The organism is Corynebacterium hylobatis, assembly GCF_003955685.1.
GTDB lineage: Bacteria > Actinomycetota > Actinomycetes > Mycobacteriales > Mycobacteriaceae > Corynebacterium > Corynebacterium hylobatis.
Genome location: NZ_RXHJ01000001.1, coordinates 61557 through 74099 on the forward strand (window position 1 = coordinate 61557; position 12543 = coordinate 74099).

Sequence of the window (12543 nt, forward strand, 5' to 3'; positions counted from 1 at the left end):
AGCCTGCCTCGCCGGTGGTCAGAGACCTTCCCGGCGAGGTTCTCGCACTCCTGCTGTCCTTAAGCCTCCGCCAAAGTCTGTAGGGGGACTTCCAGAATATCCTTTGCCTTATCAGTGAGTCGGACCAAATCAAATGCCTTGAGTGTCTCGCGCTTGACCAACTCTGGGTTATCCAGACCAAACTGCGAAACGACATGCTCCATTACTGCCAGAAGTTCACCAAATGGAATATCTCCGAGGTCACGCTCACCGCGAGTACGAACTCTCACCTTTGATTGGCCCGGAAGGTAGAATGTTTTTCCAACGTTGCCAGCTACACTCGTCGGGTTATCGTACAGAATTTTTTTCTGATTAACCAGACGACTAATGAGACTGTTCAACGTCTTCTTGACAGGTCGGGTCAGCCGCTGATCTCCCCCGGATGTCACGTAGCGAGACATCAGAACCTGTCCTAACATTGGTCCTTCAACGTCCAGAATCGCTAGCAATCCTTCGATGATCTGAGTGTCAGTCGCTGAGTGCACTGAAACGCATTTCCCAGTGAACACACGGTAATCGTCTTCGAACTTATACAGTTGAGTTTCACCGATCGGTAGGGTTTCCACCCACTCATCGGCAGACGGGTAATCCTCAGCAACTTGTGTATCGCCATTGAAATCGGAATCAGTGGGCTTCTCAAGAGTGATAACGGAAGATCTCTTTGATTGCAGATCCACCAAATCTTGCTCGTTATTCGGGCGCGCAAAAAAATCTTCTACTTCATCAGCTCTGGGACCATCAAACTTATCTGATCCGCCGCTGTCGACGGCTTCTACGCCGGATGAACCTTCGTCTACACACAGATTGATTTGATCAATTCCGTAATCTACATCCACCGAGTTTCCGTCCTCAAAATCTGATTCTAACTCTAAGTCGGAAACATAGTTGCGCTTGTCGCTGTGACGAGATTCTATAACCTCAACATTTGACGGAATTTCAACACTCTCCTGAGATAAAGAGAATGGAAGGATTCCCTTTTCATCGAGCGCATCGAATACTCGCTGCATCTGTTCATTCTTATCAAGATAGAAATCCGATTCAAAAATCCGGACGAACTGCCATCCTAGGCGTTCCAGGTTGCGCTGGCGCGCACGGTCCGCGCGGGCATGAGATTCATTGTGCCAATAATCTCCATCGCACTCCACGGCAAGCCGACCATCCGCTCCTTTAACAACCAGATCAAGTCGATAGCCGAAAGCATCAAACTGCGGGACTACGTAATAGCCGCGAGCCACAATTTCATTGTAGACACGCTGCTCAAATAACGAGTCGAATGGTTCCACTGCTCGGTCATCAGGGACAGGAACAGCCGTCTTGAGCTCAGGGGCTGCTTCCGCAACATCGTAGGCATACTGCAGCAGCTTCGCTCGGATATCGCGACCATCGAGGTTCTCAAGCCCCACGGAATGGAACAACCATACTTGATCCTTGGCACGACTCACCGCCACGTTGTATCGCTGAATATAGGCGTCGGTGGCAAGAGTCGATAGGCGCGGTGATTCAGCAGGGGGGACCATCGTGACCATTGACAAGAACATCACGTCTCGTTCCGCACCCTGGAACTCTGCTGGCGTCCCCACCTTGAGATCTCGCTCCTCCCACACCTCGGGGGACAGTCTCTCCAGCAAGCGGTTCCGAATGTAGTCTGCCTGCCCTGAAGTGCTGAGTAATGAAATAACTCCAAAGGATTTATCATCATAGTCTGGGTCTTCAAGGCAAGAGATCAGCCTCTCGATAAGAGCCTCTGCCTCATCGACGTTCAGAACCTTCTTCTTCGTCACGGGTTGAGCTGCATTCGGGGTTCTTGTGATCTTGAAGGGTGCCAGTCTGTCCGGAAGCACCTCGCGAACAGGTTTAAGCTCAATCATGTTCGGTCGATAGGCGATCTGGTTCGAAAACTCAATGATCTCTGGGACACACCGCCGATGTTCACTCAGGATGATTCGGCCGCCATAGCGCATTTCCGCGTCCTGGAACAGTGATCGTTTAGGATCAGTCCAGGAATCAATATGGTCGAAGTCATAGAGATACTGGTTTGCCAGATGCCGGATCGGTTGCTGATCGATGCCCACACCGGCTGGAGAAACCTGCTTGTCATCTCCAATCACGACAATACGAGGAGCAAGATACTGAAGGAAGACTGCGTCGATACCCGCCTGTGAGGCTTCGTCCACGATAACAACGTCAAACATATTCTCTTCGAGGCTGAACTGATCAACAACCCTGAAAATGGGCATGATCCAGACGGGGACTGCTGCCCGGCAGCTCTCCAGATGCTTTCTCACGTCACGTCGATGGGAATCGGCGTACTTGCCTGTCCCCTTCCCTAACCGTCCCACCGCCTGGGTATAGGCGACAAGGTTGGATCTCATCGCCGGGTTAATTCGGGAGGATCCCACTGCATTTGCCCATGCGCGTTCGGCAGCCAGCTGGGTCACGGTTGAGGTGATTTTCCCTTCAATACTGGCAATCTCACCTTGGAGATTCGTCAGGCCTTCTTCACTTCGCTCATTGATTCTCTGGCCTGCAACCTCCCACTGCCGAGCCTCTTCGACATGCTGCAACCGCGACTTCCACTCCTGGTTAGAGGTGTCGGACGACATAACCCTGTACAGCGCTGGCGACCAATTTTCGAAATGCTTCGATAGACTAATGAAATCACGTGCATCCGTCGCGAGATTCGACGTTTCTTCCGCCTTTTCCAGCGCCTCTGAATAGAGGCGACTATCTTTTTTATCAACTGCGGAGACAAGGTTATCAACCCAGCGGAGGTCGGCTACTGCCGTCTTAAGAGCGTAGACGCTCCGCTGCATGGAATCGTATTGGGATAATGCGTTACCGAGAGCCTTCTCACAATCAACCGCCTGGTTAAGTTCTCGTATTGTTACAGAGATATCTTCGAGCTGACTAAAGTCAGCCTTGAACCCGTGTTTCCGTAAGCGGTCGATAGCAACTGTTAGTTCTGAGTGCTTATCTAAGGTCTTTTCGAATTCAGCAAGTTGTGCCCCGCAAGCCTCAATCTCGCTAAGGGGATCGGCTCCGTCACCCGAAGCAAAGTACGGCCAGTTCTGATGGAGGTCCTGCATGATCCAGGAAACATTCACGTATGCGAGGAACTGTTCCACCTGGGTCAGAGTTGTGGCGGGAAGACCGTCGATTCTTACCGCTTCAAAGAACGGCATAGCATCCCGAATGATGGGTTTGCTGAACAACGACGCTTTCACGGAACCATCATGGCGCGGCTTCACTTGGCCACCACCTGCCAAGAAGTTCTGAAGACTCCGCGCGATGGGAATATAGTCTTCCAGAACGCCTTCACTGACCTGGATACGTTTCATTCCCCTAAGGGCGTCTCCCACACGGAGTGCTTCCTCTGTTTTAGATCGGAGGTTCTCTATTTGAGCCTTGAGTGAAGTGATCTCAAAGGTTTCCGTGCCTAGATGGAGAAGAGAAGACCAGGGTCGATTTTCCTGACGAAGACCTGCTACAAGGCCGATCGCTCGGGCCAACGCATCCTGAATAGATGCCCTGTCGCTTGAGTTTAATGAGGCCCAAGACGAAAATTCCGTTGGATCCAGACCGTCTGTAGCCGATCGGTACTCTGCTTCTGCCTCCCGAACTCGGGTAGATAACTCGTGAAATTCTTCTGCTGACGGAATAGCTGAGAGGTCGATCGAATCTGCTTCGCTTATTGACTCTGGTGAGGCCAGACGGGAATCTCTCGATAGTTCCAGCCACTTCTGGATCTCATTACCAGAAAGAGGAAAGGGATCATTAAGTCGTGGAATCTCTATCTGTTTAATCCATTTGTGTCGATCGGATTCTCCCAACCATTTCTCGACAGCTTTCCCCATAGGAAGATCGTATCCTTCGATTCCTATAGGCTCATTTTCTTCCCGCATTTGATCAGTCCACTCCCGCACGAGGCGAACTCTATGCTCACCAAGACGGTCTAGTTCATCAGAAAGCTGTTTCATTCGAGAGCTGGATCGGGACTCATCAAACTCAACTGATCGGCGTGCAATTGTATCAATGGCCACACGCAGATCTGCCATGTCAGAAGTCCCGCTACCGATCACAGATACCGCGAGTTCCTGTATTTCTTTCGGCATTTTGTCGCGGAGTTCATATAGCGCTCGGTCAGTTTCCGCTGTCACGAGAACACGTTTTCCTTGAGCCAGCAGATGGGAAAGCAATGCCGCAGCCATATGGGTTTTGCCCGTTCCGGGTGGGCCCTGAACAATAGTCTGCGCGTTGCGGTCTACCCGCTCGATTACAGCCTGCTGGCGTTCATTGAGTGGAAGAGGGCTGAAGATATCTTCATCATTCGTGTACAGACCCCCAGAATCTGTGGTGCTTGATACCTCGGAAGTCTGGTTAGGATCGATCAGGGCCGCGAGACCCGGTGGGATAGCTCCTGTTTCGGAGATCTCTTGTGCGATACGAGCAAAACTTGCCGCCAAACCTGTTCGGCGACGGCGCCGCAAAATGATGGTGGGAGACCATGCCACGCACGGATATGGGGTCCGTTTTGGCTTCTCAAAGGTCTCCGAGTAGACCGCATCAGTGCTCAAACTATTCGCGGTCAGCTGACCAAGATCCGAGAATGTCGCCGGGTCAAGAATATTTCCCTCCAAGGACTCCAGCTCCGCCTTGAGATCGGTAATGAACCTGGCATCAGCTAACTGCTCAGGTGGCACTACCTCCAATTCAGCGTTGAGGACTTCAATTTGGGTCCGGACCTCAATCTGACCCGTGTGCTTGTCCATCTGGACAGTAAGAGGCGAGGTGAAAAGCGGCCGGTCAATTTTCCCTGAGCTGGGCACCTCCCAGTAGAGGCTTCCCAGCCCAATGACCAGCTCATACTCATCTGCCTGCTGATTCGTTTTAGTTTGGAGCTCAAACATCTTCTCGTAAAGACGCTTGTAGCGTTCGCTCTCTGCCCAGCGATCCCAACGAAGCAGCCATTCCTCGGGATCTGGGGCTGATGTTTCTTGAACCGGTGGGACACCATCAGCACTTAACTGATCTTCCGACAGCATCTGTGGTCGTCGGTTAAAGTCGGTCCCATCATTTGAGAGACAAGGCTTGAGGGAATCCTCCATGTCGGGGAACTCGATCGCGTTAGGTCGTGGAACTACAACCAGCACATTTGGATCGTCAAAGTGTGCTGCCTCTCCCAATCCAAGCGCCGTGGAAAGTGCAGGGCCAAAATGAAGATTAGATTCATCTCTTTCAGCAAAATCTAGGAATTCTGGCAACCAAAGAACGGCACCTTCTTTAGCGTATTCACTGACCGTGAGAATCTGTTTCTCGTTCAGCTTCTGCACTTCCGATAAAAACTGGAATAGGCGCGAAGCTTTATTGGCGTTGGACTGCAATTTTCTCTCCGAGGGTTTGCTCATTGCGGGAAATCTTGAACATCGTTTTCAGACAAGCTGAAAGACGAATCCAAGGACATCAACTTGGGCGTCTCGATACACGAGTCTTCACCGGCTCTGAAACTCTTACTTGAGTCCGATCAGTGCAAAGGGGCGAAGCAGGGCTCAGACACCAGTCAGGACACTTGATCCTCCTCCCGCTACTTAAGCGATGAGGATCTTCCTGGCGCGGTTCACGATTACGTGCACATCGAACAATCATAGACCGTCACTTTTTCTCCGGAACATGCTCCTGCCACTAGTTTCAGACCTCTGGTCCACCCAGCCCCAAGCTTCTCCTGTTTGGTTGGCAACGTTTCCGGTGGATGGGGCGCTAGATGATCTCCAGACCGCAAAGAGTAGGGCTCCCCTACCCCTCCCAGGGTGCGAGATCCCGCGGGTGCCGCGAAGTGTCGAGCTGGAAGGTGGGGACCTCGACGGGCTCGGCGACGCCGTTACCGAGCAGGTAGGCGAGGTTCACGTCGTGGATCTTGACCACCTCGCTGCGGGTGTCGATGAAGATGTCGCCGATGCGGGTGACCGAATCAGCCGGCAGCATCTCGAATTTCGCACTCGGCTTGGAGAAGGCGCCGACATCGGTGGTCAGGTTGCCGTCAGCCTGGAAATTCATGAAGGCGATATTGGCCATTTCCTGTGGCTTGGACTGCGGGTCCTTCGGCATCAGGGGCCAGGGCAGGGAGGTCTCGGAGTAGCAGACCACCTGCACGCCATTGAAGTTGGCGAAGTCGCAGGTGATCAGCTCCCCGCCCATCATCAGTGAGTACTGCCGGCCCACTGACTTCTCGTGGTCCCAGGGCCGGTAGTTGGCGTTGCCGAAGGGTCGCGGCGCCCCGGCAGCCGGCGGCCCGGCGCGGTAGAGGTCCAGGCGGTGGTTGTCGCTCACCTCGGCGGGAAGCTGCTCCTCGCCGTGGAGTCGGCCATCCGCGAAGCTGTAGGTGACGGAGTGCTCCCACTCGCCACGGTAGGTGAGGGTGAGCTGGTGGGCGTCGACACGCTCCACGGAGGTGACGTCCTCGAACTGGAGGGGTGCGGGGTCGCGGATGAGGTTCTCGCCGTTGAAGAAGACGACGGTGTCGACGAAGTCGTTGCCGTTGCCGGGATCGTGTGCGAGGTTGCCGGTGGGGCCTTCGAGGGTCACCCAGCTCAGTTCCGCGCAGGGGTTGAACTGGTTGTCCTTGACTGTGAAGTAGTAGGAGGTGTCGGGCTGGTCGGTGGGGACGATCTGCGAGCCGAGCCAGGCTCCGAAGGCGGTGGACATCAGGTCCATGGTCTGGTTTTCACAGGTGACCGGTGGTTCGCTGATCTCGAAGGTGGTGGCGGGACCGGGATGCGGATCGGGTGTGCCGGTCTCAGTGTCGCTCTCCCCTGCTGTGCTGCTCGTGTTGGAGAGGACGGCTCCTCCAGTGCCGCTGGAAGAACAGGAGGCCAGGCCCAGTGTGAGGGCGGCAGCGAAGCCCACAGGCAACAGTCTGCGCAGTCTCATCGGGGGCTCCTTCAGCAGGTAGATGGCAATGCAACTTACTTCATACATCGTGTCCGGAGTTAAGTTTGTGAACGCTCCAGAACTGCTGATATCCAGATGTGGCCGGATGGTAACCGGCTCGTGACGTTGCGGGTACCGGATCGGCATCAGTAACGAAGAGTTGTGACGCGGGACACTGGCGGGCCGATACTCTGCCATCTATGAAGTACTGGATCCGCATCCTCCCCGTTGCTGTCGCCGGCCTGGTGGTCCTGAGCGGCTGCGCCTCCGACGAGCCTGTAGAGGAAACCCCCACCACCGTCACCACTGCCACAACGGCCACAACCACTGATACAGAGACCACGACCACGATCAAGGAGACACCCACCGGTGAGCCCTCCTACATCGGAATCCCCGGCAGCCGGTTCGTCGAGCTGATCGCGGATGTCCCCGAGACCGACCCGACCCCCTACGCTTCGGCGCTGATCTTCCCCGAGCAGCCCGGTCTGCAGTTCCAGGGGCCGGACGGCACCTACTGCGAGATGTATTCGGACGGCGAACCGGTGGCCATGTGCACCCACGACGGGGAGGGAGACATCAACGCGGTCTCCGTGCGCGAGGGCGAGCCGGCCACGACCCACCACGTCAACCGGATATTCGTCCCCGGTGAGCAGACCGTGGTGCTCGAGCCCGGTAACCGTCTCGTGGAGGGTCCGGTCAGCTGTGCTGTCGCGGAGGGTGAGGTGAAGGTGATGTGTGCCATCGACTTCTACAGCTTCGCTGTCAGCCGCGACGGGGTGGAGCTGAGCTGATCCGGCTCATTCCACCTTGGTCAGTTCGCTGACCAGGTGCTCCTGCAGGGGCTGGCGCACAGCCCCCATGTAGAAGCGTGCGATCAGGGAGGTGCGGTCACCGTTGAAGGTGTAACTGCGCATCGTCGTGTCCACCTTCTTCGCGCTGCCGGAGTTCACGATCGTGGACTCGGCGAAGTCCAGGACGAGGAAGTATTCCTCTTCGCGTGCATGTCCGGTCAGCAGTTCCGTCTGCCCCATCGGCTGGGCGAGGATGAACTCCAGTCGCCCCTCCCCTGTCGGGCGCAGAAAACCCAGCTCCGTGTGCATCGGACCGTCCGGGCCCATTGTCTTCTGCTCGTAGCGGAAGAAGGGCTTGCCGGGGATCGTCGAGAAGCTCAGGGTCTCCGTGAAGTGGAAGTCATCGATCGTGGGATAGAAGCCCCGGCCCTCACCTTTCCAGGTGCCGAGGAGAAATGCATAAGGCTGCAGATTCGGGTGGAGGTCCATGACCTCGATCGTAGGTGAGAAAAGTAACGAAGACCCGGCAAGCGTTGACCCTCGTGGCACCGGAGACAGTGCATAAATTCAGCGGCAACGGCCTTTGCTGGGACACCACGGCCCTGTGTCAGGAGGAGAGACCCCGGGTGGCAGGGTATCCCGACCGGTCTGCCGTGGTGATGCTCCGGTGAACTGCAGCCGGCACACCGAGGGCCAGGCTGTCGACGGGGATGTCCCTGGTGACGACACTTCCGGAACCGATCACGGCGTTGTCGCCGATGGTAACACCCGGGTTGATGGTCACGCCACCGCCGATCCACACATTGTCACCGATCACCACTTCTCGGGCGTAGCAGGCACCGGCGGCCCGCTCCGCCGGATCCAGCGCGTGATTGGAGGTGTAGATCGATACCCGCGGGCCGAGCAGGACGTTGTCGCCGATGGTTATACCGCCACCGTCGAGCATGATGCAGTCGAAGTTGGCGTAGAAATTATCGCCGATGGTGATGTTGCAGCCGAACTCCCAGCGAAATGTGGGCTCAAAGTGGACGTTGTCCCCGATCGATCCCAGGACTTTCGTCAGGAGGGCTTCCCGTTCGGCGGCGGGAACCCCGAAGCTGGCATTGTAGGCGTCGGTTGCCAGTACCGCCTGCTCGCGGGCTGCCACCAGCTCAGCGGTGAGGTCGTTGTACATGGCGCCGGTGAGCATGTGGCTGCGCTGGTCCTCGAAGGTCATCGAGATCCTCTAAGCCCTCCTCAGCCCAGGCTGATGAAGGCCTTCGCCTTCCACTCGTAGAGCTGTTCGGTGCCTTCCTCGGCCCACTGGGCGGCGAGCTCGGAGACGGTTCCGTCGGAGAGCACCGCGCCCAGGCACTCGCGGAGACGTTCCTTGACCTCCGGGGTCTGCAGCTCAGTGACCTGCTCAGGCGTGATGCCCTCGGGCAGGTCACCGCCGGCAAGGTGGGCGAGGGCGACGATGATCGCACCCTGGTCCGCCTCGATATAGCGGTTTCCCACCCCGGGCAGCAGTTCCTCCAGGTAGAGTTCACCGCTGCGGACGTCCTCGAGCACCTCGACGGCGTCGTCGTTATCGAATGGTCCGGTGTTCCAGTTCTGCATGTGGGACACCTTACCGTCGGCCGGAAGTCTGATGCTGAGAACGGGTTAATTTTCCCGCCCATAAGGAGATGTCATGCGTTTTCGTGCCACCCGCCCGCTGCTGGCCGCCACCGCCCTCATTCTGCTGCCTGGTCTGGTGGCACCGGCGCATGCGCTGACCTCATCGTTGTCCTCCGTGCCCCTCACAGTCCCGCTGCCGGGTCTGGAGAAGATCGTCCTGGTGGACATTCCCGGCCACGGCCCCTACCTGCTCTCCCAGGAGGTCCAGGGTGGTGGGCTTGATCTGGCGGCCGCCAGTCAGGAGGACCTGCTCACCGCGGCGGTCTTCTCCGCCGGCTACGAATCCAATACCGCGGCCCGGGAAGCTGCGCTGCAGGCACTGGGCCCCGAGCGTCGCACACTGGTCACCGCCGCGCTCCAGGCGCTGCACTCAGACATCACGCCCGCATCCGCGGCCCCAGCTGACGCCCCGATCATTGTGCTGGGCAACGGGCTGAACACCGACGGCTCGGTACACCCCAACCTGGCCCACCGGCTCGAAGCCGCCCACGCGCTGGCCATCACCCGCCCCACCACGCCGATCGTTGTCTCTGGCGGGCTGACGCCGGACGGCCACATCGAGGCCCATGCCATGCGCGAGTGGCTGATCGCCAACGGAGTACCTGCCAGCCGAATCATCGTCGAGGACCGCGCGAACTCCACGGTCACCAACGCCCGCTATGCCCGCCAGCTGCTTCCCGGCGCGACATCCGTCATCGTCGTGACCTCCGAGAACCACCTGCGCCGTGCGGTGGTCGACTTCACGCTGGCCTTTGGTGCGGACGCGACGGTCGCGGGGGTGGGCACACCGACTGATCCGCCGGAGGGCATGCCCAGCAACATCTGGACCTACCGCGACGCGGTCAACTGGTTCCTGGGCTAGTGTTGCGCCGTTAATTCGTTCGTAGCTTTTTATGGGATGAATATGTGGCGCAACGAGAACCCCAGACCGGTTAGCTGGACCAACTAAGACAGCCGAGGAGATTCTCGAATCCATCGTCAGATATCTGAAACGAATTAGCGGCGCAGGACACCGGCAGCCATTAAATATCTCCCTGGTCTGCTGCGAATCCACCCAGGTCAATCTCTCCGCTGAGACGTACCTCGGGAGATATTGCGCTGGCCCGCCAGCTCCTTGTCGACACCAACGTCGTGTCCACCGAACAGAGTTCAGGTCCACAGTGGGATGGGGCCGGATTTTCCTTATGACCGCTTAACAGCACATGTACTGTTGTCGCCATGAATAACATCAGCTTCGGCATTGACATCGGCGGCTCAGGCATCAAGGGCGCACGCGTCAATCTCGACGACGGCGAGTTCGTCGGAGAGCAGGTCAAGATCGCGACGCCGAAACCGGCCACCCCGGACGCGGTGGCAGAGACCGTGGCCGAAATTCTCCGGCAGGAGAAGTGGGACGGGCCTGTGGGGATCACCCTGCCCTCGGTGGTCAAGGACCAGGTCGCACGGTCCGCAGCGAATATCGATCCCTCGTGGATCGGCACGAACGTCAACGAGCTGTTCCGCCGCCACCTCGGGGACCGGGAAATCAGCGTGCTCAATGACGCCGACGCCGCAGGCCTGGCGGAGGTCTCCTTCGGTGACCCGGCAGCCGCCACCGGTGCGGTCATCTTCCTCACTTTCGGCACCGGCATCGGTTCCGCCTTCCTCATCGATGCCCACCTGTTTCCCAACACGGAGATCGGCCACCTGCTCGTCGGTCGGAAGAAGGCCGAGCACCAGGCGTCCTCCGCGGTCAAGGATCGTGAGGAACTCAGCTTCAAGAAATGGTCGAAGCGGGTCTCGAAGGTCCTCGCCGAGTATGAGCGGTTATTCTCTCCGAGGCTGTTCATTGTCGGTGGCGGCATCTCCGGCGACCACGAGCGTTGGATTCCTCTTCTGACCGTCGAGACTCCGGTGATTCCGGCCAAGCTGCTCAACCGTGCGGGCATCGTGGGGGCCGCCATGGCCGTGACGACGCATCTGGCACCGTAGCCCCTCCCGGACACCCCTCAGATGGAGACCCACTCTCTGCTCCCGGCGGAGGAAAGGACGGCGTCGATAAGCCGGACTGAACGCAGGCCATCCTCGATGGTGGGCAGGCCGTCCGGCACGTCACCACTGACGGCGCGATAAGTGTCGTGGATGAAGGCGGTGAAGGCGTCGGTCCACCCCTGCGGATGCCCGGCGGGGACCTGGTTGAACCTGGCCTGCTCGGGTTGGGCGCCGGCCTCGCCGCGGTGGAGCAGGACGGATTCATTTTCCCGGCCCAGCCAGATGGTCTCCGGGTTCTCCTGGTCGAATACCGCGGAACCGGCGGTACCGTCAATCTCAAGCCAGAGCCGGTTCTTACGGCCCGCGGAGACCTGTGAGATCACGGTAGTGGCGGGGATATTCCTGGCGGTCTCAAAAGTGACCACCGCGATGTCCTCCGTGTGGACAGGTACATACTCTGCCTGCTGATTACCGGAGGAGACAGCGCCGCCAAACGATGCGGTGGAGTGTCGGGGGCGGGTGGGGTGAGTGATCGAGGTGATGGCAGACAACCGTAGAAACTTCTCCCCGGAGACAAATTCGGCCAGGTCACACCAGTGGGTGCCGATATCGGCGAAGGCCCGCGAGGGACCGCCTTCCACCGGGTTGACCCGCCACGTAGCGGCGTCGGGAGAAAGCAGCCAGTCCTGCAGATATGAGCCATGGACCAGGGCGATATCGCCGAATTCACCGGCGATCCGACGGGCCCGGATCTCCCGGACCAGCGGGTGGTAACGGTAGACGTAAGGGACAGTGACCACCACGTCGTTTTTCGCGGCCAGATCAGCCAGCAGTTCGGCGTCCGCCAGGGTCGTGGCCACCGGTTTTTCCACCACAGTGTGAATGCCTGCCCGGATCAGGGCTTCAGCATAAAAGGCATGTGACTTATTCGGGGTGCACACATGCACCACATCCGGCCGCTCAGCGATCAGGGCCGCCAGATCCGCATACCCGGTGGGGATACGCCATTCCCGGGCGACCTGAGCGGAACGCTCGGGCCGGGAGCCCAATATTCCTGTGATCTCCGCGCCCAGACTGCGGGCAGCGCGAAGATGGGCTCCGGCGATCATTCCGGTGCCGATGAGAGCAATTCTGGGTTGAGCCGCCATGTGTTTCCCCT

The 12543-nt window shown here is 58.1% G+C and carries 9 protein-coding genes; 3 read left to right on the forward strand and 6 right to left on the reverse strand.

What is annotated here, in order from left to right:
- Positions 1 to 59: 59 nt before the first annotated feature.
- Positions 60 to 5444 (reverse strand): PDDEXK-like endonuclease domain-containing protein, encoded by a 5385-nt coding sequence (locus tag EAH68_RS00260; RefSeq protein WP_126119320.1) that lies wholly within the window; start codon positions 5442 to 5444, stop codon positions 60 to 62.
- Positions 5445 to 5829: 385 nt separating this feature from the next.
- The gene (locus tag EAH68_RS00265; protein WP_164546357.1) at positions 5830 to 6963 is read right to left on the reverse strand and encodes an LppP/LprE family lipoprotein; all 1134 of its coding nucleotides are present in this window, start codon (positions 6961 to 6963) and stop codon (positions 5830 to 5832) included.
- A 200-nt stretch (positions 6964 to 7163) separates the two neighbouring features.
- Here EAH68_RS00265 and EAH68_RS00270 point away from each other — a divergent pair, with 200 nt between their 5' ends.
- Positions 7164 to 7754, forward strand: coding sequence for a hypothetical protein (locus EAH68_RS00270; protein ID WP_126119322.1), 591 nt, complete (start codon positions 7164 to 7166; stop codon positions 7752 to 7754).
- Between the two features lie 6 nt (positions 7755 to 7760).
- On the opposite strand, the gene EAH68_RS00275 is transcribed toward EAH68_RS00270, so the two are convergent.
- The 3 genes from EAH68_RS00275 to EAH68_RS00285 all read right to left on the reverse strand — a co-directional run bounded on the left by EAH68_RS00275 (position 7761) and on the right by EAH68_RS00285 (position 9353).
- Complete coding sequence (locus tag EAH68_RS00275) at positions 7761 to 8243, reverse strand: heme-binding beta-barrel domain-containing protein (RefSeq protein WP_126119323.1); 483 nt, start codon at positions 8241 to 8243, stop codon at positions 7761 to 7763.
- Between the two features lie 118 nt (positions 8244 to 8361).
- Positions 8362 to 8970, reverse strand: a complete 609-nt coding sequence (locus EAH68_RS00280; protein ID WP_126119324.1) for a sugar O-acetyltransferase — start codon at positions 8968 to 8970, stop codon at positions 8362 to 8364.
- 20 nt (positions 8971 to 8990) lie between these two features.
- Positions 8991 to 9353 (reverse strand): DUF4259 domain-containing protein, encoded by a 363-nt coding sequence (locus EAH68_RS00285; protein WP_126119325.1) that lies wholly within the window; start codon positions 9351 to 9353, stop codon positions 8991 to 8993.
- Positions 9354 to 9426: 73 nt separating this feature from the next.
- Between EAH68_RS00285 and EAH68_RS00290 the strand changes: the two genes are divergently transcribed.
- Together EAH68_RS00290 and ppgK are read left to right on the forward strand one after the other, a co-directional pair.
- A complete protein-coding gene (locus tag EAH68_RS00290; RefSeq protein ID WP_126119326.1) occupies positions 9427 to 10275 on the forward strand; it encodes a YdcF family protein in 849 nt (282 codons plus the stop codon).
- Between the two features lie 356 nt (positions 10276 to 10631).
- Complete coding sequence (ppgK, locus tag EAH68_RS00295; protein ID WP_126119327.1) at positions 10632 to 11384, forward strand: polyphosphate--glucose phosphotransferase; 753 nt, start codon at positions 10632 to 10634, stop codon at positions 11382 to 11384.
- 17 nt (positions 11385 to 11401) lie between these two features.
- On the opposite strand, the gene EAH68_RS00300 is transcribed toward ppgK, so the two are convergent.
- On the reverse strand, positions 11402 to 12532 hold the full coding sequence (locus EAH68_RS00300; RefSeq protein WP_126119328.1) for a Gfo/Idh/MocA family protein: 1131 nt from the start codon (positions 12530 to 12532) through the stop codon (positions 11402 to 11404).
- Positions 12533 to 12543: the final 11 nt, after the last annotated feature.

Excerpts from the sequence above, each read along its gene's own strand:
- EAH68_RS00260 (WP_126119320.1), bottom strand. The coding sequence starts at position 5,444 with ATGAGCAAACCCTCGGAGAGAAAATTGCAGTCCAACGCCAATAAAGCT.
- EAH68_RS00265 (WP_164546357.1), bottom strand. The coding sequence starts at position 6,963 with ATGAGACTGCGCAGACTGTTGCCTGTGGGCTTCGCTGCCGCCCTCACA.
- EAH68_RS00270 (WP_126119322.1), top strand. The coding sequence starts at position 7,164 with ATGAAGTACTGGATCCGCATCCTCCCCGTTGCTGTCGCCGGCCTGGTG.
- EAH68_RS00275 (WP_126119323.1), bottom strand. The coding sequence starts at position 8,243 with ATGGACCTCCACCCGAATCTGCAGCCTTATGCATTTCTCCTCGGCACC.
- EAH68_RS00280 (WP_126119324.1), bottom strand. The coding sequence starts at position 8,970 with ATGACCTTCGAGGACCAGCGCAGCCACATGCTCACCGGCGCCATGTAC.
- EAH68_RS00285 (WP_126119325.1), bottom strand. The coding sequence starts at position 9,353 with ATGCAGAACTGGAACACCGGACCATTCGATAACGACGACGCCGTCGAG.
- EAH68_RS00290 (WP_126119326.1), top strand. The coding sequence starts at position 9,427 with ATGCGTTTTCGTGCCACCCGCCCGCTGCTGGCCGCCACCGCCCTCATT.
- ppgK (WP_126119327.1), top strand. The coding sequence starts at position 10,632 with ATGAATAACATCAGCTTCGGCATTGACATCGGCGGCTCAGGCATCAAG.
- EAH68_RS00300 (WP_126119328.1), bottom strand. The coding sequence starts at position 12,532 with ATGGCGGCTCAACCCAGAATTGCTCTCATCGGCACCGGAATGATCGCC.